The following is an 18,394-nucleotide window of genomic DNA, read 5'->3' as shown; positions in this document are numbered from 1 at the left end:
CTCAGTTCTGTGCCTTGTCGGCCGGGGCTGCATCGGCAGCCTGTGCCTTGAGTGCGGCCAGCACGCGTGCCGGGGTGAACGGCACTTCGCGCAGGCGCACGCCAGTGGCGTCGAACACGGCGTTGGAGACAGCGGCGGCGCTGGGCACGGAGGCCGATTCGCCCGCGCCCATGGGGTCTTCGCCCGGGCGCTCGACCAGTTGCACGTCGATCTCGGGCAGCTCGTCAAAGCGCAGGATGGGGTAGCCGCCCCAGTCCAGCGAGGTCACGCCCTTGCTGTCGAAGGTCACGTACTCCTTGAGCACGCGGCTGGTGGACTGGATGATGTTGCCGTGCACCTGGTGGCGCACGCCGGCCGGGTTGACCATCTCGCCGCAGTCATGGGCCACGAAGACCTTGTCCACCTTGATCACGCCGGTCTCGCGGTCCACGGTCACGTCGCAGATCCAGGTGGCCCAGGCCGCGCCGTAGCCAGGGAACTTGCTGTGGTAGTAGCGGGCATAGGCAAAGCCGCGGCCCTTGACCAGGCGCTGGTCGGCCGGCGCGGGGTTGCGGTGGGCCGGGCCATCCTGCCAGGCGGCCTGCTTGTGCGCAGCGTGCGTCAGCGCCACGGCGCGCGGGTCCTTCAGGTAGCGCAGGCGGTAGGCCAGCGGGTCTTCACCGGCCAGGTAGGCGCATTCGTCGATCCAGCACTCATGGGCAAAGACGTTGGGCAGGGCCGAGACGCCGCGCATCCACGAAGCGCGCACGATGGGCGCCGCATCCTGCGAGACCACGCGCATCTTGGGGTACTCGTACTGCGGGATGGCCGTACGGTCGCCCATCTGCAGCACCTTGGGCTTGTTGGGCACCTTGCCCGTCAGGATCAGGGCCAGGGCCGCCGCGTCGTTGGACGGGTAGCAGGTCTTGAGTTCGTAGCCCAGCACGGCATGGTTCTCGTCCAGGCCGCCGCGCACGCGGATCAGCTGGCCCGTGCCCTTGGGCTCCCAGGCGGCTTCCTGCTCGCGCATCAGTTGCACGCGCACCGGGCGGCCCACGGCCTGCGACAGCAGCACGGCGTCGGATGCCACGTCGTCCGCGCAATTGCGGCCATAGCAGCCCGAGGCTTCCAGGCGCGTCACATTGATCTGGTCGGCCGCCATGCCGGTCAGCGTGGCGATGTCCTTGCGCACGTCGTGCGGGTTCTGCGATCCGGTCCAGACCTGGATCTGGCTGGCGGACACCTCGGCCACGGCGCAGGACGGGCCGATGGAGGCATGCAGGTGGTAGGGCCAGACGTAGTCGGCCTCGATCACCTTCTTGGAGCCTGAGAAGGCCTCGTCAATGCCCGCGTCCTCGCGCAGCATGCGGTCGGTCTTCTCGTGCTTGACCAGGGTGTCGTGCATGGCGTTCAGCGACAGGTCGGGCACGCCGGCCCAGTCCTTCCACTTCACCTCCAGCTGGCGCATGGCGGCAATGGCCTGCTCTTCGCGCTCGGCCACGATGCCCACGAAATCGCCCTGCACCACCACCTTGACGATGCCCGGCAGATGGGCCACGGACTGTTCGTTCACCGAAATCAGGCTGCTGCCCAGCGGCGCCGACGCATCGGCACCGCCATAGGGCGGGCGCACCACGCGGCCGTGCAGCATGCCGGGCACGCGCACATCGTGCACATAGGCCAGCGCGCCCAGCACCTTGGCCGGAATGTCCACGCGCTGCACGGACTTGCCGATGTAGTTGAAACCGCCGGTGCGCAGCGGCACTTCCTTGTCCAGCGCAATGTTCAGGTCCTGGCCCTGGGCCAGTTCGCCGTAGCCAATGCGTCGCCCACCCTTGGCCACCACCGCGCCCTTGGACGTGGCCAGTGCGGACACGGGCTGCTGCAGCTTCTCGGCAGCCAGGCCCAGCAGCAGCTGGCGCACCTGCGCGGCGGCCTTGCGCATGGGGATGGCGTCCACCTGGATGGTGTTGCTGGCAATGGTCGGGCCCTGGTTGGGCGTGCGGCCCGTGTGGCCCAGAACCATGGTGATGCGCTCGAACTCCACATCGAGTTCATCGGCCACCAGCTGCGCCAGCGAGGTACGGATACCCGTGCCCAGGTCCACGTGGCCGTGGTAGGCCGTGACGCTGCCGTCCGCGCCAATGGCGATGAAGCTGCTCACCCGGTCGATGGGGGGAATGGGGAAGGCGCCGGCCACGGCGGGCGCCGTACCCGTGCTTTCGGCCACCAAGCCAGCGGCCGCCACCGAGCTGACCATGACCATGCCGCCCAGCTTGAGCAGGTTGCGGCGCGTCAGTTGAAGGGGGTTGGATGCACTCATGCTGCACCTCCCTGGGCGATCAGCACGCGGGCGCGGGCGGCGGCCCGCATGATTTCCACATGCGTGCCGCAGCGGCACAGGTGGCCGGACAGGGCCTGGGTGACTTCCTCGTCGGTGGCCGTGGGCTTGTGGTCGAACAAGGCCACCAGGGCCATGACCATGCCGTTGGTGCAGTAGCCGCACTGGGCGGCCTGCTCGTCAATGAAAGCCTGCTGCACAGGGTGCAGTCGGTAGACAGCCTTGCCCTGTGCATCGGCTGCGGGCTTGCCGGCAGGCATGCCCGGCACGGCGGCCGGATGGGCTGCTTCCCAGTCACGCGCCACGCGGGCGTGCTCGGCCTGGGTCGCGTCCTGGGACAGGCCTTCCAGCGTCGTGACCTTCATGCCCTGGACCACGCTCACGGGAACGGAGCAGGAGCGGGCCACCTTGCCGTCGATCAGCACGGCGCATGCGCCGCATTCGCCCAGGCCGCAGCCGAACTTGGGACCGTTGAGCTGCATGTCGTTGCGCAGCACATAAAGCAGCGGCGTCTCAGGGCTCACGCCCTGGATCTCGACCTCTTGTTGGTTGAGAGTGAATTTCATCGTGTGCAAACCTTGTGGTTGACAACAGGTGCAAACCATAGGTGCGCACTGAAAAATCAGGCGACGGGCTCGCCGCGGCCAAGCCCGAAAAAGAAAGCCCACCGCCAACGGGGTGGGCTGTTTTCACGTGGTTTTTAGAGGCAACTCTGATAGATGACTGCCTGTTGTATGCAAACGATTCTATGCCTCGGACTTGCCCATCACTGCCAGCTGGCGTCCATACAAGGACCTGCACAGACCCGCAAACTCCGTGGCTTTTTGCTCACATAACTCACCATACAAATCGGAAATATCCGCAAAAACACAGCGCTACCAGCCGATCCGGAAACCTGCACCAAGACCCGAAAGATGTGCACCACCACAGTGCACAAAGGGCAGAAATCCTTGCATCACAGCCCCGGCCCAGTCTTGCAGCCATGCACGGCTGGGCATAAAGACAGCAGGGCACCCTGGCAGCCGGTGCATCGGCACGGCCATCACACCAACCAAGCAAAACACTCGGCTTTTATCTGCATCAAATTCCAGTGAGAACGCTTGAAATTCCCGAGCACGCCATGCACAGCGCCCGTAAAACACGCGCCCGTCTGCAGCATCGATGAACACAAGGCGCGGACCAGCGGCCCAGCCGTCAACGGGTGCCCGGCGTGATCTGGATGGTGCCCAGGCCCGAGCCCACGGCCTCACGCCGACGAGGTGCCAGCCAGTGCACCCAAAGCCCCTTGAGCCAGCCCAGCGCAAAGGCGCCTGCCAAGGCCAACATGCCCCATTGCCCGGCCAACAGAGCCACATATATCCAGTAAGGCATGCATCCCAGGCCGAGAAGGCAGGCCCACCGCCGCAGGGCAACGGAACGGGACTGCGACAGCCAGACGGCAAGGACTGCGGGGAGTGCGAAGGCGATCTGATCGATGCTCATGGCCGCATCATACTGTATGAATAAACAGTTTTGTGGGCAAAAACGCGTGTCTTTTGCGAAGGATGTCCCGGGACCACCAACACCCTCATCTTTCGCTTGCAGTCCGCTCGCCACCCTCCCCAAACCCCACGCAAAAAGCCGTTGGCAAGCAGCGTACAGACTGGATCTCAATAATTTCGAATGTGCGGTGCAGTTTGATCACGGCATCGCCTTTCACATCCCCTTCAATAAGCCCAAACTCCTTCGCAGCCGATCACTCACTTCTGTGAACCACGGCGCTTCAAACCTGAAAGCGAGGGCATGCAGGATTTTGAAGGGCTCCGGAACATACAGCGCCCCATAACTACCGGCTCTTTACATGGCCTTTACCTGGCGTTGACCGGACATTTTGAACACGGTCAGGACGGCCAATGGCAGTCATAGGAGAAAATGATCGAAAGCATGCAAACTTGTTCTTAAAAAACCGTTAATATTCGCGCTTCAATCCATGAAAGGCAAACTACCGTGAACACCACATACAAAGAACTTCTGGCACAGCGCGAGGCACTCGAGGCCCAGATCCAGACAGCACGCAAGCAAGAAGTCAGTGATGTGATCGCCAAGATTCGCGGTCTGGTTCAGGATTACGGCCTGACTGCCGACGACATCTTCACGGCACGCCGCGCCCCCTCCACCGTGGCCCCCAAGTTCCGCAATCCCGAAACCGGTGACACCTGGACCGGCCGTGGCAAGCCCCCCGCCTGGATCAAGGACAAGGATCGCGCCCAGTTCGCCATCTGAAGCCTGGATAAACGCCTCCATGAAAACAGCCTGCAGTTCTCTGCAGGCTTTTTTCATTCTTGCGGCACTTGCTGACACACCTGAATTCCCGGGCTTGGGCTTCCAAGGCCAGACGCCACGCAGGTGAAACAAGGATGCTCTATGGACATGTCCTTAAACATGCACCATGGATGGATGCCGTGGTCCAATCTTCCAGCCGGATCTGAAGCCTCCAGCGAGTGACTGGCTGCAGATGCCGGCTCCAGATGCTCGGCCACCCATGAAAAAACAGACATCCACCTTGGACAGTGCACCCACACCATACCGTTCTGAAAAGTTCTCGACTGCCGCCGAATCGATAACCACCACAGAAGAGCCCCCCTCCTCCGCTTTGTCATTTTCAGGCGAGCAGGTTTTGTTCATCTCGTCATCCGATGAACTGCACGCCCATCTGCTCCCGCACCTCAAAAGTTGGGGCCTGGCGACCACGGCCTGCCACCATCCCACAGCCATTCGCCAGGATCGCCTCCAGAAGTTCCAGGTTGTTGTGCTTTGCGGATCGAAAACGTCCTGGAATCCCAAGGATGAAAACCGCCTGGTGGCAGGAGCTGCAAGCATCATCGAATGCGAGGCTGATCACCCCCTGCAACCCAAGGTGATCAACGCCCGCATCATCGAAGTCTCCTGGCGTTCGCTGCAGGGCCTTTTTGATGCACTGCAACTGGCCGTTCAGCCCCGGCCTGCCAACAGCGGCCGCATTTCGTCGACCGATGACGTCGCCCATTTTCAACAGATCCCGGCCCCCATCAGAACGGCCTTTCTGGAGTCTGCACGTTCGTCGCTGGCGATCATCAAATCCAGCAAGAATCGCAAGGATGTGCAAAGAGAGCTGCACAATCTTTCCGGTTCACTGCGATTTTTTGACCTGACTGAGCTGTCAATACGCTGCGCTGGCCTGGAAAACGGCATCAACCATGATGGACTGATACACCATGCGCACTCGCTGCTGGCGCTGGAATTGCAGCTTGACCAGCTCCTGGAAGAAATCCGGACCTTGAACGGCAGATAAAGAACCGGCCGTCATTGAGATCTCGATGAGGTCACCCATCCGCACTCAAGGGCATACTTCATCAGATCAATGTCCCGTTCAATTCCAAGCTTGTGCATGGCCTTGACTTTCTGGGTACTGATGGTTTTCTTGCTTCTGTTCAGCTTGGCCGCGATCTCGTCGATACGCAAACCGGCCGCATAAAGCCTTACCACCTCCGATTCCTTGGGACTGAGCACCCCCGGTGATTTTCCTTCGCCTCCCATGACACCCGCATTCATTTTTTCCAGTCGCTCGGAAATGGCGGGGGAGAAGTATGTCCCTCCTGTATAAGCGGCATGAATGGCTGGAACCAGATGCAGCACAGGGTCCGCCTTGCTCACGATGCTGATGTTCGACACCTTGCCCAGCGCCTGAAGAATGGCGGAATTGTCCAGCATGGTCAGAACCACCAAACCCAGGTTAGGAAATCTTCTGGATATATAGCCAAACAGATTCAAGCCATCTCCGTATTGACCCGTAGGCATGGAGTAATCCGACACAAGCACGTCAAAGCCACCCTCATCCAACTTTTTCACCAGATCGGTTGAATTTGAAACACTGGCTTTCAACAGGATTTCCAGCTCAGAAGACAGCTCATGCCGAATGCCTGAGATGATTCCAGGATGATCATCGGCCAGCAGTACGGATATATTCAAATCTTTTCTATGATTCATATTGGAAAACATGATTTGGCGCCATCAACGGAATAAACACAATCGTTCAGTGCAGCATCATTGCACCACGGCTCATCAGATATCTCTCAGGTTCTCCAGCAGGTCAGTCAGGGCATCATCCACTGCACGGAGGCGCCGCATATTGACAAGAGATGATAATCGGTCCATATCTTCCACTCTATCCTTCAGCCCAGCCACCGCAAATGACCCTTTCATGGCATGAATTTCACGATGCACAGCCATCAGATCCCCTTGCAGCAAATGCTTTTTCAACGCAGCCAATGAGCTTTCGGTTGCTGAAATCAATACATCACGATAAGGCAATCTACTGCCCGGGACTTCCGCAGCTTCAGCGACACCCTTGCCAGACTTTCCTATATTTTTCCCAATGAATTCCTTGATGTTTTTCAAGGAGGCCGGCTTGACAAGAATATCTACGATGCCAAATTTCGCACATTTGAATTTTTCCTGCTTGCCTGCATGTGCCGTTATTGCTCCCACAGGAATTCCCGGATAATTCTGTTTGATGCGCTGAGCAAGTACATAACCGCTCATGCCAGGCATTTGCAGGTCCGTAAGGACCAGGTCATAGATATTCTGCGACATCATTCGCAATGCGGATTCCCCGCCTTCTGCAGATTCCGCCTCGAAGCCGAGGATTTTCAGCTGATCCAGAAGCAGCAGCCTATTGACCGGGTGATCATCGACGATGAGAATCCTTGCGCCATAACCTGCGCTTTCATCGTCTGCAAGCATGACATCGCCATCGTCCCACCCCAAGGAAGCAGGAACAGGCTGGGCGTGGCATGCGGGCAAGGTCAATTCGAAAATGCTGCCCTTTCCCGGCACGCTGAAGAACCGGATTTCCCCGCCCATGAGATGTGCCATACGCTGACACAGCGTCAGGCCCAGCCCCGTACCACCGAATTCCGCCGCTATATCCGATCCTGCCTGCTTGAATGCATCAAAGATGAAGGGGTGCTGTGAGGGATGAATGCCTATCCCGGTATCTGACACTTTGATCTTGAGCTCACCGGCCCTGTCTGATGCAAATACGTCAATCTTGCCAGCCTTGGTGAATTTCAAGGAGTTGCTGAGAAGATTGTTGAGGATTTGCTTTATTCTCTCGCCATCTCCTATATATCCCTCCCTCAGCGAATGGTCAATGATCAAGGAAAATCCTATACCTAATTCCGCAGCCAGCGGTTTGTAAATGGCAGCCACCTGCCGAATCACAGACTTGAGATCAAAGCTGGCAAATTCCACACTCATCTGACCAGACTCGATCTTCGAGAAGTCGAGAACATCATTCAGCAGCGTCAAAAGAGAATGGGATGAAGATGATATGGTGGTGAGCCTGGTTTGCTGCTCTTCTGACATGGAGCTTCTTCCCAGTATTTCCAGATTGCCCAATATTGCATTCAGTGGCGTGCGTATCTCGTGGCTCATGGCAGCAAGAAAAGAAGATTTTTCCTGGTTTGCCTCTTCTGCCGCCTTTTTGGCATCTTCCAGATTTCTTTGCACCTGCTTGTGTGCAGTGATATCGGCAAATCCACACAGCAGGACATGCCTCCCCTGATATTTGGCCTTCACCATGATCACTGAAAGCTCTGCAACTGTTCCGTTGTAAGAGACCACGACTTCGCTGACTACCGGCAAATATTCAGTCTTTTTTCCACTCAGATATTTCTCACCGTAGAATCTGAGAAAATATTCAATCAACCGCTCACCAGCAGACTTATCATCCAACACCATGCTTTCTTTGTACTTGTACATCATGCTGTTTTCCAACAGCATCTTCTTTTCCTTGAAATCAAGAAGACCAAGTCCATAAGGCGCCATGGCAATGATGGTGCGGCTTAGATGTTCCGTGTCAAAAACATTTTTGGCTTTCCCATATATTGGAATAAAAACCCTATCATAAAAATATATCAAAAAACACCAGAAAAAAATGATGAATATCAATGAAAATAGCAAATATACAAGGGACTTCCCATTTAAATACACAGCATCTTTCCAGGAAAAAACCTGGAGAAGTATCATGTTCGTATTTGATATTCTCGAATAGTAATAAAAATATCCATTTTTATAGACGGCACCATACTTGCTCAAAATATATCTACTTATCAGTCCTCCGTGAAATTTCGACGCCTCGATATCAAAAAAATCCCCTATTGCATCGCCGATCCCCTCCCCACCCAACGCAACGCTGCCTTGAGAATCAATAATAAATAAGGAGTTCCTGCCTTCACCCTGCTGCATAAGGCTCTCGATATATTGAGTCGGCATGTCGCTCACCACCGTGAGAAATGGCTTTCCATCTTGGAAAGCCGAAACAACAATCTGAAATGACATCTCCCCAGTCAGAATGCTTTTACTCGGAGGCAGCCATATGGGATGACGCAGCTGGACGGACGGAATGATGGTGCCGTTATCTTCAGGCAAAGTCGAAATCTGTTCCCTGAGTTTCAAGAGCATGTCTTTTCGCTCATGCTCGTTTGGCACCTGCGGCACAAGGACACCTATGAACGATCTGTCCGGACTGAAGACATAGGCAGATATTGCTCTTCCATTTTGAAGAAAGCTGGAATTTGCCAAATATGCCAGCTCTCCCAACATATCTCTGTAGTGCTTGTGTACATTCTTGTTGATCTTATTCTCAAGCAATACCACAGGACTCACCCCTGCCATCACAGCATCTGCCCCGGCAAAGACACCGGGATGAGATGTGTGCGTCTGCCCCCAAAGCAACTCTGATGCAATGATTCCTCGCATCATAATGACTTGCTTTGTTTCTATTTCTACCAGAACCCGGGTTCTCTTGCTCTGGAATACTGCTCTTCTTTCCTCCATGAAGTCATTGAGCTCGAACAGGGCTGCAAGCATTGCCAAAACAATGATAAGAAGAGAGAAAACCAGGCCACCGCCAAAAAGCAGTGTCTTGTTGTATTTGGTCAGAAGGTGGAGCTCTTCCTTTTCTCCAGCCTCTTTTTTATATATTTCCATCTGGGCATCAAGATACAACCATCGATCAGGCTGTGGATCTCCTCATGTAATAAAAGAAATCTTTGCAAGAAAGCTGCGGATGGCATGGAGCTTGGTCGGATCGTCTGCGGCAATGACGATGCATTTCTGCACCTATTTTCTTACGTCAATCCAGCCCATCTCAATTCCATAGCGAATGAGATCAATGTCCTTGCGTATACCCAGCTTGTTCATGACAGCCACCTTGTGCGTGCTGACCGTCTTGATACTGCGATAGAGTTTTTTTGCTATCTCGGACACCGTCATGCCAGAGATGAAAAGAAGCAGAACCTCTTCTTCCCGTTTTGAGAGTTCTATCGATGTCCGCACCGCGCCCAGCCATTCTCCTCCCAGCAGCTTGCTTGCACTGGGAGATATGAATTGACCATCCGTGTATGCAGCGTAGATGGCGGGCAGCAGACTTCCCAAAGAATCCGTTTTATGGACAATTCTGTAGATTCCTTGGTTGGTAAGAGATTTGATGATTCCAATGTTCTCGATCATTGTCAGCATGACGATGCTTGACACTTGGAAATCTTTTACGAATGACATTCAGCATCACCAGACCATCACCGTAGGTTCCACCGGGCATGGAGTAATCAGTTACCAAAACATCACATTCGTTTTTCTTCAGAAAGCTTATGATTTCCGTGGAGTTTTTCGCTCGACCTACAATCTCTATTTCATGCTTATCCTCCAAAACACTCTCTATGCCTGCCAGAACTGCCGGATGGTCATCGGCAATTAATATCCGCAAGACGAAATTTTTCATGACTCAAAAAATTAAAATAATTCGCACGAAGAACATTCCTATTCTAGGCAGCCGGCTACTAGGATTTAATTGGATTTGTCTGATTTTTCAATCCAAAAATCTAAGATTTGTCTGATTTGCAAGATTTATTTCCCAAAAATCGGGTACCAGTCCTAGGGCCCACTCCTAGAATTCAACAGACAGTTGAACCAATGGTTGAATGGATTCGGGCCAGATGCCGTCAGGACCTGAAGTGCCCGATCTGCGGGAAGGCGCCAGGCCTGTGCGGGAGGAGATCACTGCGGCGCTTGGCGGGCGGCTGAAGAGATGGCGGAATCCCGGCACAATCGAGGGATGCGAATCCTCCACACCATGCTGCGCGTTGGCAACTTCCAGCGCTCCATCGATTTCTACACACAGGTTCTTGGCATGCAGCTGCTGCGAACCTCCGAGAACCCGGAGTACAAATACTCCCTGGCCTTCCTGGGCTTCGAGGGCGGCAACCCGGCCCAAGCCGAGATCGAGCTGACCTACAACTGGGGCACTGAGGCCTATGACATGGGCTCGGCCTATGGCCACATCGCCATTGGCGTGCCGGACGCGTACGCCGCCTGCGAGAAGATCAAGGCGTCCGGCGGCAACGTGACGCGCGAGGCAGGCCCCGTCAAGGGCGGGACCACGGTGATTGCCTTTGTGACGGATCCGGACGGCTACAAGATCGAACTCATACAAGAAAAATCAAGGACTTACAAAGACGACCGCCATTCAGAAGCCAATGGAGAGAAAATAGATCCATTGCGCAGCGCTTAAACGACAAAAGCCCCCTCGGCGCCGTGATGGCAGCCGAGGGGGCTTTTTTGCGTTTGGGGTTCAGGTCACCGGGCCGGCCTGGAACACTTCGACTGGCGCCACGCGCAGCAACTGCGAGGCCTCGGCCACTGTGCCGGCAAGCCACTGATCAACGTCACCGAGCTCGATTTGGATCACGCTGCGCTTGTCCTGTCGATCAGCGGGCAGCTTCGGATCTGGCTTGTGCATCCTCGACATCAGCGGATGCGCGTCGGCGTTGATCGTCAGCATCGTGTAGCTCTCATGCACCTGGCCCGTGGCAGGGTCGGTCCACACATTCCACAAGCCCGCCAGACCCCACGGGTCTCCGTCCGCGCGGGCGAATCTCCACCACACGTTTTTCCCGCTCTCCCAGTTCGGTTCATCGAACGTCGTCGCGGGGATGATGCAGCGCTGGCCTCTGGCCCAGGGGTGCTTGTAGCTTGCCTTCTGGCTCAATTCTTCGCTGCGCGCGTTGTTGGTCTGGAATTTCAGGCGCGGCTCCTTGGCGAACCACGGGATGAGGCCCCACTGCCCCGCCACCAGCTCCCGGCTGTAGCCCGTGTCGTCCTGGGCGCGGCGCACGAACGCGCCAGTGCCGCGCGGGAACACCTCAGCATCCCACCAGCGGTTCGGGTCCTGGCGACCGACACGCCACATGCGTTCGATTTCATCTTCCCGGGGCGACTTATATCGATTGCACATAAGTGGATGCTAACTTTTCCGGGGTCAATCCTATAGCTGTATATTTACACAGTGTTTTGCGAACTCATTGAACTCCGCCGCGCCGGCCTCCGCCTGGCGCCCAAAGACTGGCCAGCGCCCGTCCGAGGAGACCTGCGCATCGCCTACGACGACGGCAAGACCAACAACAGCCGGCGCAACATGCGCGTCGCGTCCCTTTGGGTCGAGTGGAGCAGTCAGGACATACCAGGGCCCCGCATGTTTGAGCCCGTCCTGCTGGACGTTCTTGGCGATGCAATGCTTTGGCGCGGCCACGTCTGCGCCCGAGTCGAGGAGGGGATTGCTGAGTACGAGCAGATGTGGCTCATCCGCCCAATTGCATCCCTCGACGCCGCGCCGCTGAAGAAATTCGATGCCGCCCGTTTCACTCCGAAGCTACCCGAGACACTGCCTCCTCGTTCCGAGGCGCCCAGCGTTGCAAGGCAGTGGCATGCAGAGCAAGGGCGCGAGATGCCGTTCACACGCTGATAGGAGACAGTCATGCACCCGCCGCTGATCTATCCAACCATCTTGCGCATGCACCCCTGGTTCGGCGTGCCAGAGGAGGAGCTGCTACCAGGCCGACCCGAGGAATACCGCATCGAGCAGGCGCATCGAGACTGGTTTGTGGTGCTTGGCCCAGGCGGTCAGATCGTGCACAGCGGCCTCGGTCCCGTGCAGATCCTGCCGGCGCGCCATGGCTGATGGCATGACCTGGGGCGGGTCGCCAACCGCACCGGGCTGGTATGCGGTCGTCGTGGACTATGGCCGCCTACCCTTCCCTGCTGCACGGCGATGGACCGGAGCACTCTGGGACGATGAGCGCGGCATCAAGGCGTTCGACGGGCCGCACGACACGGCCGAGGCTGCGCTGGACTGGGCCATGGAGTGCTGCCCCGAAGGCTGAGCACGGCACAATGCCGGCCATGCCAATCGATCCGACACATCCCAAGCACACAGTCCACCAGCGCGTCGTCGCAGGTTTCGCTGGACATTGGAAGGCCCACGGCGACAAGTACCCCCAGCGGTTCAGGCTTCCCCCCGAGGAGCTGTATCACCTGGACCACGTCATGCACAAGGGCGAGCACCCCGGGACGATGTGGGGCGTGCCGCTTGATGCAGACCCGAATACGCGCGGGGAGATGATCGCAATCGACGGCACGGTGGTCTCGATAGCGCCGGCTGACCCGGCGCCTGCGGCTTAGGCTCCAGCCGGGCGGCTGCTCAACGGCCAGGGGTCCACCAGCCCGATGATCTTGTCCATCGCCTCATGGACTGTGCCGCCATCCGGCGGGAGGAAGTGCTGCACGACAGACAGCACTTCCTCCAAGACCTGCTCCGCCTTGCTGGGGTCGTTGATGCCCGCCAGCTTGTCGCGCAGCCGGAAGCCCAGCAGCGGCCAGATCTTCTGCACGGCGTTCTCGCGCGCGATGCGGCGGCCGATGGCGGCGTCGAAGTTCTCGGGGGACGCGCAGGCCGACTCGCCGGTCACGGTGAAGCCATTGCGCAGGCGGAGCACGCAGAAGGTCAGCAGATTGAGCGGGCTGTCGGCGGGTTCGTCGTAATCGAAGCCGTGGTTCTTGTGCGAGTGGCCGTGCCGGCCTTCGGCAGCAGTGAAGTAGGTCTCCTCCACGATCTCCCGCTGGATGTCATCCGGGGTGACCCGTGCCGCTGTCTTGCCCTTGGCCTGGATCTCGGCTTCGATAGACTGCTCAGCCGGCGAGGCCTCGGGCAGCGGGCCCGGACCGGTGGCCACAGTGCCGTCGGCGTAGGACTTGAATTCGATCGCACCAGGCGCGGCCTCGGTCTTCGCAGCCTGGCCCTTCTGGTAGGGCATCCACTCGCACACCATGTAGTCGCCGTCGCTCGGCTCCCATTGGCCTGCCAGGAGCGGCACGCTGGGCACCATGTGCGTGCGGCCAACGTGATCGCACACCGCTAAGTTCACCATGTGATCGTGGTGGACATAAACGATGCCTGCATCCATGGGCTGGAGGGGCCCCAGTTGCGTCACGGTCGGATTGCGCTCCAGGAACTGAGCGCTCGGGCGGAACCAGACACGGCGGCCGATGGTTGGCTTGATGGGGGAAGTGGTCATGGATTGCTCTCTGCGGTGGTGCCTGCGGCCGGCAGGCTCGGGATCACGGGCCAGGCGGCACCGAGGGTTTGGACATCAGCTGCGTGGCCTGCAGCCTTTGCTGCCATGTCCCCATACGCTGCGCGGCAGTCGTCGTATACGGCGTTGACGGCAGTGGCGTACTCAAGGACGGCGGCGGCGGGAGCGCTGGTAAGTCGGCGGGCGGCATCTGCGGATTGCTCGCGCAGGCCGTCAGAGACAGCGCGCAGCTGGTCAAGATCACGGCGCAGCAGCGCCTCGCGGTCACGGGCGGCATTGAGGGCTCCTTGGTATTTGGTGGTCATGGCCTTTTCGGCGCTGCGCACGCGGGCGTCGGCCGCGCGCTGCGCCGTGCTGGTGGCCAGCTGCTGGGTGGTGGTTTCCAGCCGTGCCTCGGCCAGCTCGGCGCCCAGTCGCGCGCCCTGGTAGCTCCAAGCCAGGAAGGCGGCCACGGCGGCGGCGGCCAAGTGGGTGTAGAGCGCGGGAATCATGTGCACACCCTCCTGGCGTACTCGCGCATCAGCGCTTCAGAGATGCGCTCGATGGAATAGGCCTCGAACTCCCTCGACGGCCTTTCCTCGCCAATGCTGTCGCACAGCCTCTGGAAAACGTGAACAGACTCGTGGACCAAGGCGCATGCGACGGATATGGGGTCTGCCTCTGCAGCCGAGCGGTTCAAGCACACCACGCAGAACAAGCCACTGTCGTTTTCCCATGTGTGCACTACCGCCAGTTGGCGATCGACATCCATCCACACTCCAGGATCGGGCACGTTGCAGCGAGCGGCCACCTTCAAGAACTCTGCCTGAGACAGGCAAAGAGTCATGTACGGCAGGCGCACCGTGTCACGGCTGAGCCACTTCATCGCCCGCCCCTCCACCAGTACCACCACATTGCCCAGAGGATCGGGTTCATTGCTGGGCCTCCATACACGCGGCGTACCGCGCCTGCTGACGGATCCAGACTCCGCGGCAGATGCGGTTGCCGGGCGTGCTGCAGTCGTAGCGCCAGCGCTTCGGGCGGCCAATTGCATCCCACTGGTATGCGCTGTAGCCCTGCAGCGGCTGGGCGCTGGTCATGTAGCGATAGGCCAAGTAGGCATTGCATGCCCCGGCATAGTCCCCAGCCCGTGTGCGTGCCAACATTGAGGAGCCGCGCCAGGCCCCGCAGCCGTACTGGCCCGCGAAGTCCACGGCCTGGGCGAACTCGACCGGATGCACCAGCGTTTCGCCCAGCGAATCGCGCACGCAAGCACCGTACTGCTGCTCCAGCAGGTTGATGGCCAGCTCGCGCGCCCGTTCGCGGGTGATGGGCGGGTCGGCCAGGGTCACGCGTGTGCCGTCCTCGTAGCGCGTGGCGCCGTGGCCGATGGTTGGCACGTCGCCGCGCACCGGGATGATGGGCGCGGAGCTGAAACCCTCGGCAGCGATCCAAGACGCCAAGATGGCGGCGCCGATGCTCAGGCCAGCGGCAGAAACGCGGCCGGCGTTCATTCGTCCACCTCGAGCACACCCAAATCTGTGTCGTAGTGCTGCGCCGGAGCGCCTGTGGCTCGCATCAGGTCCATGCGCAATTGCCGCTCGGCATCTCTGCGTAGAAACTCCCGTTCCCTGCGAGCGTCATCAGCGCGCCGGAGCTTGGCTGCCTCACGCTTATAGAACCAGGTGATCAACAGGCCGATGATTGCCACCAGAGCCCCGACGTAGGCCGCGAGGTCTGCCGCAGACATCTTGCCGGCCACGGCGACAGATCCACCAAGGATCGTCGCCTTGTTTCCTGCCGCGCCAATGGCTTCGAGGGTTTCAGTTTTCATGCCCCGATGATTCCGGGGCTGGGCCGCGCTGGCGAACCCTACACGGGGGCTACGCTCGCTGCGCTGCTGCCCAGGCGAACAACGCGTCCACCTGCTCCGCTGTCAGGCCCAGCACAGCAGCCACCGCCGCCACGGTCTCGCTGTCGCGCAGCCAGTCCTTGGCATCGTTGAGCACTGCGTCCACCCGGTCCAACATCTCGCCGGGCTGCAAGGTGTCGCGCCACGCCAGCACGCGCGCCAGCAGGTTGTCCTCGGGACGGGCATCGTCAGGGGCCAGCAGCACCAGGGCATCCTGCCCCAGCACATGCCGCTTGAGCGCCAGGCGGCCGGCCCAACGGGGCACCTCGTGCGTAGGGCCTGCCACATCTTCCGGAGCCGGCTCAGGGGCAAGGCGCCACGCCCCGGGGTGCAGTTGCTCTGCAATCTCGATGGTTGCAAGGATGCGGTCCACGGCTATGCCCGCACCGTCCACGATTTCGATCACAGGCATCAGGACACTCCTAAATCTGCGATGAACTCGATGCAGGCGTAGCCATTCCCACCGCGCGAAGAGGCGCCGAAAGAAGTGCACCCGCCGCCTCCTCCGCCAAGCCCCCCCTGGCCTCCGGAGGCGCCGCCCCCTCCGCCACCGCCGCCGTTGCCGCCTGCACCACCAGTACCTGATGTGCTCCCGGCGCCGCCACCACCGTTACCGCCGCTGCTTGTGCCGCCCCCACTACCCCCGTAAAAACTGATCAGCCAACCGCCATCGCTGGCGTCGACATTCGCTCCCGCATTCGTCGCAAGCAGGCCCGTGGCATCTGCGCCATTGGGCATTGCACCGCCTCCTCTTGTTCCGGGAGATGGCCCTCCAGTGCCCCCTCCCCCGCTATAGGCGCTGCTGCCCGATGTTGTTGCATTGTTGCCAAGACGCAGGATGTCCACGCCAGCCCCGCCCGTTCGACCAGATGCAATGGCACCGGGCTTCACGCATCCGGCCCCAATGTCCCAGCCGGCGGGTAGCGCCGCGCCGTCAGGTACGTTGGGCACTCCAGACGCAGAGTAGATGCCAGCCGGGCCACCGGGCAAGGTGTACGTAACGCCCTGCACGGTGATTGTGGTGTTGCCCCCTGCATTGCCGTTGCCAGTCGCAAGTACAGCGGCTCCACCAGCTCCGATGGTGACCGTCACAACGTCATTCTTCACAACGCGCAGCAGCTTCATTCCCCATGCGCCGGAATAGCCGCCGGTGCCAGCCGTGCCTGTGGAATTTGTGAGTGCGCCCGATCCACCTGCCGACATTGCACGCACAACAATGATGCCGTCTTGTGGCGCGGTCCAAACGCCGCTCTCGAAAAACGGCGTCTTCAGGCCAGGGCCCAAGATTCGCGCGGGCAGCACATCCCCCACTGGCAGCTCCCGCAGAGCGCCATTGATCAGAACGACAGGGCGACGTTGAGCCATGGCTTACGCGAGCACCACCGGGACGCCGGATTCGAAGTTGATGGCCGTGGCGCTGATGGCGATGCCCAGGCGCTGTACCACGTTGCCCGCTGCACTGGGGGCCGTGGCCCCTGCTGTTCCGGCCGTGGTCTGCAGGAAGACAGGGCCAGCCGTCTGGCCAGACACCTGCGTGTTGGTGCCCTCGAAGTACACCGTGGCGTTCGCGCCGCTGGTCACGGCGGCCAGCACGAAGCCGTGGGCCTCCTTGCCGGACACAGTGCCATCTGCCTTGCGGACCTTCGCGCCGGTGCTGTTCCAGATGTTCACGAAGTCGCCTGCTGCGAGGGCTTCGCTGGAGGCAATGACAGCCGTATCGGCCCCCATGCCCACCGGCATCATGCTCATGTCCAGGCGCCCGGAATCATCCAGGGAGACGATATCGCCAGCATTGGCGGCGCCTGTGGATGCCTGTACGCCAAACACCTCGGTGATGTTGTTGCCGACGAAGCGGAGAATTTTCTTTGCAGCCATGGTGGCCTCCTATGCAAGGGTGATGGGTGGGTTGATGTCGATGAGTACGCGGGTAGAAGACAGCGCTCGGCCGATGACCTGGGCGAACAGCGCGCCAGCGGGCGGAGCCTGGGCCAGTTGCCCCGACAGCCCGACCAGCACCGGGCCGGGCGCCCAGGTCCAGCCGACGTGCTCAAGCACATAGCCGGTCTGCACCACGGCGTCGTCGCCAGGGCTGTATGCGTCGGCCACCAAGCCGAGGACGGCGCCGCGATGTGCGGGATTGGTGGCGTCGGCTGCGACCAGTTCGCCAGCGCTGTCGCAAGCCACAACGCTGTGGCCGCTGATGGGCAGCTGGCCGACCTTGACGGTGGCGGCGCCGCCGGGCGGCCCTGGCTGACCTTGGCGGCCAGGCGGCCCCTGCTCCGCCACTGCCAGGATCTCGGTTTCCTCGACCTGCTCGACCAGAACCGAGTCCTGGGCTTCCTCGGCCAGGATCTCGGTCTCGTGCACGATCAGCACGTCAGTCACGGGTGACCTCCGGGCTCACGCAGCAGGAGCCTTCAGCCAAGCGCGTGACCTCGCCGCCGGGGTGAACGATCTCCAGGTCGTGCACGCCACCGCTCCAGGTGATGGCTGCCGTGGTGCCAGCATCGACCAGCAGGTCCACCGTGCCGGCAGTACCGCCCAGGGCAATGCGCCCGTTCTCGGTGCTCAGCTCCAGCAGCGCGGCCGTGGACTCCACCTCCTCGCGCACCTGCATACGGGCCGTGCAGCCCGTCAGGTCTATGGGCATCTTGTCGGGGCTGAGCCAGCGCAGGCGCCGCCGGAACGTGGCGCCTTGGTAGATCTTCAGTTGGAGCTTGGCCGGCTTGGTCATGC

General features: G+C 59.8%; 24 protein-coding genes. 7 read left to right on the top strand and 17 right to left on the bottom strand.

Translation table 11 applies throughout. From position 1 onward, the window contains the following. Position 1: 1 nt before the first annotated feature. From KDK82_RS09175 to KDK82_RS09165, 3 genes are all read right to left on the bottom strand, one after another. Positions 2-2,302: a molybdopterin cofactor-binding domain-containing protein gene (locus tag KDK82_RS09175; RefSeq protein WP_088164644.1), complete on the bottom strand. Its 2,301-nt coding sequence runs from the start codon at positions 2,300-2,302 to the stop codon at positions 2-4. Beyond that, positions 2,299-2,886 carry a (2Fe-2S)-binding protein gene (locus tag KDK82_RS09170; protein ID WP_013802282.1) on the bottom strand — a complete coding sequence of 196 codons (588 nt, stop codon included), beginning with the start codon at positions 2,884-2,886 and terminating at the stop codon, positions 2,299-2,301. The genes KDK82_RS09175 and KDK82_RS09170 overlap by 4 nt, the downstream gene beginning before the upstream one ends. Positions 2,887-3,514: 628 nt before the next feature. Beyond that, positions 3,515-3,802 carry a hypothetical protein gene (locus tag KDK82_RS09165; RefSeq protein WP_043782035.1) on the bottom strand — a complete coding sequence of 96 codons (288 nt, stop codon included), beginning with the start codon at positions 3,800-3,802 and terminating at the stop codon, positions 3,515-3,517. Between the two features lie 504 nt (positions 3,803-4,306). On the opposite strand from KDK82_RS09165, the gene KDK82_RS09160 reads away from it, so the two are divergent. Both KDK82_RS09160 and KDK82_RS09155 read left to right on the top strand, forming a co-directional pair. Then, on the top strand, positions 4,307-4,582 hold the full coding sequence (locus KDK82_RS09160; protein ID WP_013802280.1) for an H-NS family nucleoid-associated regulatory protein: 276 nt from the start codon (positions 4,307-4,309) through the stop codon (positions 4,580-4,582). 259 nt (positions 4,583-4,841) lie between these two features. After that, a complete protein-coding gene (locus KDK82_RS09155; protein ID WP_256974425.1) occupies positions 4,842-5,630 on the top strand; it encodes an Hpt domain-containing protein in 789 nt (262 codons plus the stop codon). 11 nt (positions 5,631-5,641) lie between these two features. Here KDK82_RS09155 and KDK82_RS09150 read toward each other — a convergent pair whose 3' ends face one another. The 4 genes from KDK82_RS09150 to KDK82_RS33100 all read right to left on the bottom strand — a co-directional run bounded on the left by KDK82_RS09150 (position 5,642) and on the right by KDK82_RS33100 (position 10,121). Next, entirely contained in the window at positions 5,642-6,337 is a 696-nt protein-coding gene (locus tag KDK82_RS09150) for a response regulator (protein ID WP_081816131.1), read from the bottom strand. Positions 6,338-6,400: 63 nt separating this feature from the next. Then, a complete protein-coding gene (locus tag KDK82_RS09145) occupies positions 6,401-9,349 on the bottom strand; it encodes a sensor histidine kinase (protein WP_256974424.1) in 2,949 nt (982 codons plus the stop codon). A gap of 114 nt (positions 9,350-9,463) precedes the next feature. After that, positions 9,464-9,877 carry a response regulator transcription factor gene (locus tag KDK82_RS33105; protein WP_256974423.1) on the bottom strand — a complete coding sequence of 138 codons (414 nt, stop codon included), beginning with the start codon at positions 9,875-9,877 and terminating at the stop codon, positions 9,464-9,466. Continuing rightward, positions 9,789-10,121 carry a response regulator gene (locus tag KDK82_RS33100; protein WP_256974422.1) on the bottom strand — a complete coding sequence of 111 codons (333 nt, stop codon included), beginning with the start codon at positions 10,119-10,121 and terminating at the stop codon, positions 9,789-9,791. The genes KDK82_RS33105 and KDK82_RS33100 overlap by 89 nt, the downstream gene beginning before the upstream one ends. 333 nt (positions 10,122-10,454) lie before the next feature. Between KDK82_RS33100 and gloA the strand changes: the two genes are divergently transcribed. Continuing rightward, complete coding sequence (gene gloA / locus KDK82_RS09135; protein ID WP_218827066.1) at positions 10,455-10,910, top strand: lactoylglutathione lyase; 456 nt, start codon at positions 10,455-10,457, stop codon at positions 10,908-10,910. Between the two features lie 60 nt (positions 10,911-10,970). Here the strand turns inward: gloA and KDK82_RS09130 are convergent, their stop codons facing one another. After that, positions 10,971-11,633, bottom strand: a complete 663-nt coding sequence (locus tag KDK82_RS09130) for an SOS response-associated peptidase (RefSeq protein ID WP_088164641.1) — start codon at positions 11,631-11,633, stop codon at positions 10,971-10,973. Between the two features lie 237 nt (positions 11,634-11,870). On the opposite strand from KDK82_RS09130, the gene KDK82_RS31860 reads away from it, so the two are divergent. The 4 genes from KDK82_RS31860 to KDK82_RS09110 are packed head-to-tail and all read left to right on the top strand — an operon-like array spanning position 11,871 to position 12,856. Beyond that, a complete protein-coding gene (locus KDK82_RS31860) occupies positions 11,871-12,140 on the top strand; it encodes a hypothetical protein (protein WP_143343420.1) in 270 nt (89 codons plus the stop codon). A 12-nt stretch (positions 12,141-12,152) separates the two neighbouring features. Beyond that, the gene (locus KDK82_RS09120) at positions 12,153-12,356 is read left to right on the top strand and encodes a hypothetical protein (protein ID WP_088164639.1); all 204 of its coding nucleotides are present in this window, start codon (positions 12,153-12,155) and stop codon (positions 12,354-12,356) included. Continuing rightward, positions 12,349-12,558 carry a hypothetical protein gene (locus KDK82_RS09115; RefSeq protein WP_088164638.1) on the top strand — a complete coding sequence of 70 codons (210 nt, stop codon included), beginning with the start codon at positions 12,349-12,351 and terminating at the stop codon, positions 12,556-12,558. Before KDK82_RS09120 ends, KDK82_RS09115 begins: the two co-directional genes overlap by 8 nt. Before the next feature lie 19 nt (positions 12,559-12,577). Next, positions 12,578-12,856: a hypothetical protein gene (locus KDK82_RS09110; protein ID WP_088165475.1), complete on the top strand. Its 279-nt coding sequence runs from the start codon at positions 12,578-12,580 to the stop codon at positions 12,854-12,856. Here the strand turns inward: KDK82_RS09110 and KDK82_RS33095 are convergent. From KDK82_RS33095 to KDK82_RS09065, 9 genes are all read right to left on the bottom strand, one after another. Then, positions 12,853-13,749: a Gp49 family protein gene (locus KDK82_RS33095; RefSeq protein ID WP_256974421.1), complete on the bottom strand. Its 897-nt coding sequence runs from the start codon at positions 13,747-13,749 to the stop codon at positions 12,853-12,855. The two genes, KDK82_RS09110 and KDK82_RS33095, sit on opposite strands and share 4 nt — an antisense overlap. After that, positions 13,746-14,258 carry a hypothetical protein gene (locus tag KDK82_RS09100; protein WP_088164637.1) on the bottom strand — a complete coding sequence of 171 codons (513 nt, stop codon included), beginning with the start codon at positions 14,256-14,258 and terminating at the stop codon, positions 13,746-13,748. Before KDK82_RS09100 ends, KDK82_RS33095 begins: the two co-directional genes overlap by 4 nt. After that, positions 14,255-14,632, bottom strand: coding sequence for a hypothetical protein (locus tag KDK82_RS09095; RefSeq protein ID WP_143343419.1), 378 nt, complete (start codon positions 14,630-14,632; stop codon positions 14,255-14,257). The genes KDK82_RS09100 and KDK82_RS09095 overlap by 4 nt, the downstream gene beginning before the upstream one ends. 46 nt (positions 14,633-14,678) lie before the next feature. Further along, positions 14,679-15,260: a lysozyme gene (locus tag KDK82_RS09090; protein WP_088164635.1), complete on the bottom strand. Its 582-nt coding sequence runs from the start codon at positions 15,258-15,260 to the stop codon at positions 14,679-14,681. Next, complete coding sequence (locus KDK82_RS09085; protein ID WP_013802133.1) at positions 15,257-15,580, bottom strand: holin; 324 nt, start codon at positions 15,578-15,580, stop codon at positions 15,257-15,259. Before KDK82_RS09085 ends, KDK82_RS09090 begins: the two co-directional genes overlap by 4 nt. Positions 15,581-15,629: 49 nt before the next feature. Next, a complete protein-coding gene (locus KDK82_RS09080) occupies positions 15,630-16,070 on the bottom strand; it encodes a hypothetical protein (protein ID WP_256974420.1) in 441 nt (146 codons plus the stop codon). A 956-nt stretch (positions 16,071-17,026) separates the two neighbouring features. After that, positions 17,027-17,533 carry a hypothetical protein gene (locus KDK82_RS09075; protein ID WP_012205272.1) on the bottom strand — a complete coding sequence of 169 codons (507 nt, stop codon included), beginning with the start codon at positions 17,531-17,533 and terminating at the stop codon, positions 17,027-17,029. Positions 17,534-17,542: 9 nt separating this feature from the next. Continuing rightward, positions 17,543-18,043: a hypothetical protein gene (locus tag KDK82_RS09070; RefSeq protein ID WP_143343418.1), complete on the bottom strand. Its 501-nt coding sequence runs from the start codon at positions 18,041-18,043 to the stop codon at positions 17,543-17,545. Continuing rightward, positions 18,036-18,392: a hypothetical protein gene (locus KDK82_RS09065; protein ID WP_088164633.1), complete on the bottom strand. Its 357-nt coding sequence runs from the start codon at positions 18,390-18,392 to the stop codon at positions 18,036-18,038. The genes KDK82_RS09070 and KDK82_RS09065 overlap by 8 nt, the downstream gene beginning before the upstream one ends. Between the last annotated feature and the right edge of the window lie 2 nt (positions 18,393-18,394).

It is taken from the genome of Delftia sp. K82, from assembly GCF_002193035.1.
Lineage (GTDB): Bacteria > Pseudomonadota > Gammaproteobacteria > Burkholderiales > Burkholderiaceae_C > Comamonas > Comamonas acidovorans.
The sequence above is the reverse complement of the archived record's forward strand: the minus strand, read 5'-3'. Positions and strand labels throughout refer to the sequence as shown.

What these genes read in the sequence shown, in the direction of transcription:
- KDK82_RS09175 (WP_088164644.1), bottom strand. Translation starts at nt 2,302, where the DNA reads ATGAGTGCATCCAACCCCCTTCAACTGACGCGCCGCAACCTGCTCAAG.
- KDK82_RS09170 (WP_013802282.1), bottom strand. Translation starts at nt 2,886, where the DNA reads ATGAAATTCACTCTCAACCAACAAGAGGTCGAGATCCAGGGCGTGAGC.
- KDK82_RS09165 (WP_043782035.1), bottom strand. Translation starts at nt 3,802, where the DNA reads ATGAGCATCGATCAGATCGCCTTCGCACTCCCCGCAGTCCTTGCCGTC.
- KDK82_RS09155 (WP_256974425.1), top strand. Translation starts at nt 4,842, where the DNA reads ATGAAAAAACAGACATCCACCTTGGACAGTGCACCCACACCATACCGT.
- KDK82_RS09150 (WP_081816131.1), bottom strand. Translation starts at nt 6,337, where the DNA reads ATGTTTTCCAATATGAATCATAGAAAAGATTTGAATATATCCGTACTG.
- KDK82_RS33100 (WP_256974422.1), bottom strand. Translation starts at nt 10,121, where the DNA reads ATGAAAAATTTCGTCTTGCGGATATTAATTGCCGATGACCATCCGGCA.
- gloA (WP_218827066.1), top strand. Translation starts at nt 10,455, where the DNA reads ATGCGAATCCTCCACACCATGCTGCGCGTTGGCAACTTCCAGCGCTCC.
- KDK82_RS09130 (WP_088164641.1), bottom strand. Translation starts at nt 11,633, where the DNA reads ATGTGCAATCGATATAAGTCGCCCCGGGAAGATGAAATCGAACGCATG.
- KDK82_RS31860 (WP_143343420.1), top strand. Translation starts at nt 11,871, where the DNA reads ATGTTTGAGCCCGTCCTGCTGGACGTTCTTGGCGATGCAATGCTTTGG.
- KDK82_RS09120 (WP_088164639.1), top strand. Translation starts at nt 12,153, where the DNA reads ATGCACCCGCCGCTGATCTATCCAACCATCTTGCGCATGCACCCCTGG.
- KDK82_RS09115 (WP_088164638.1), top strand. Translation starts at nt 12,349, where the DNA reads ATGGCTGATGGCATGACCTGGGGCGGGTCGCCAACCGCACCGGGCTGG.
- KDK82_RS09110 (WP_088165475.1), top strand. Translation starts at nt 12,578, where the DNA reads ATGCCAATCGATCCGACACATCCCAAGCACACAGTCCACCAGCGCGTC.
- KDK82_RS33095 (WP_256974421.1), bottom strand. Translation starts at nt 13,749, where the DNA reads ATGACCACTTCCCCCATCAAGCCAACCATCGGCCGCCGTGTCTGGTTC.
- KDK82_RS09100 (WP_088164637.1), bottom strand. Translation starts at nt 14,258, where the DNA reads ATGATTCCCGCGCTCTACACCCACTTGGCCGCCGCCGCCGTGGCCGCC.
- KDK82_RS09095 (WP_143343419.1), bottom strand. Translation starts at nt 14,632, where the DNA reads ATGAAGTGGCTCAGCCGTGACACGGTGCGCCTGCCGTACATGACTCTT.
- KDK82_RS09090 (WP_088164635.1), bottom strand. Translation starts at nt 15,260, where the DNA reads ATGAACGCCGGCCGCGTTTCTGCCGCTGGCCTGAGCATCGGCGCCGCC.
- KDK82_RS09085 (WP_013802133.1), bottom strand. Translation starts at nt 15,580, where the DNA reads ATGAAAACTGAAACCCTCGAAGCCATTGGCGCGGCAGGAAACAAGGCG.
- KDK82_RS09080 (WP_256974420.1), bottom strand. Translation starts at nt 16,070, where the DNA reads ATGCCTGTGATCGAAATCGTGGACGGTGCGGGCATAGCCGTGGACCGC.
- KDK82_RS09075 (WP_012205272.1), bottom strand. Translation starts at nt 17,533, where the DNA reads ATGGCTGCAAAGAAAATTCTCCGCTTCGTCGGCAACAACATCACCGAG.
- KDK82_RS09065 (WP_088164633.1), bottom strand. Translation starts at nt 18,392, where the DNA reads ATGACCAAGCCGGCCAAGCTCCAACTGAAGATCTACCAAGGCGCCACG.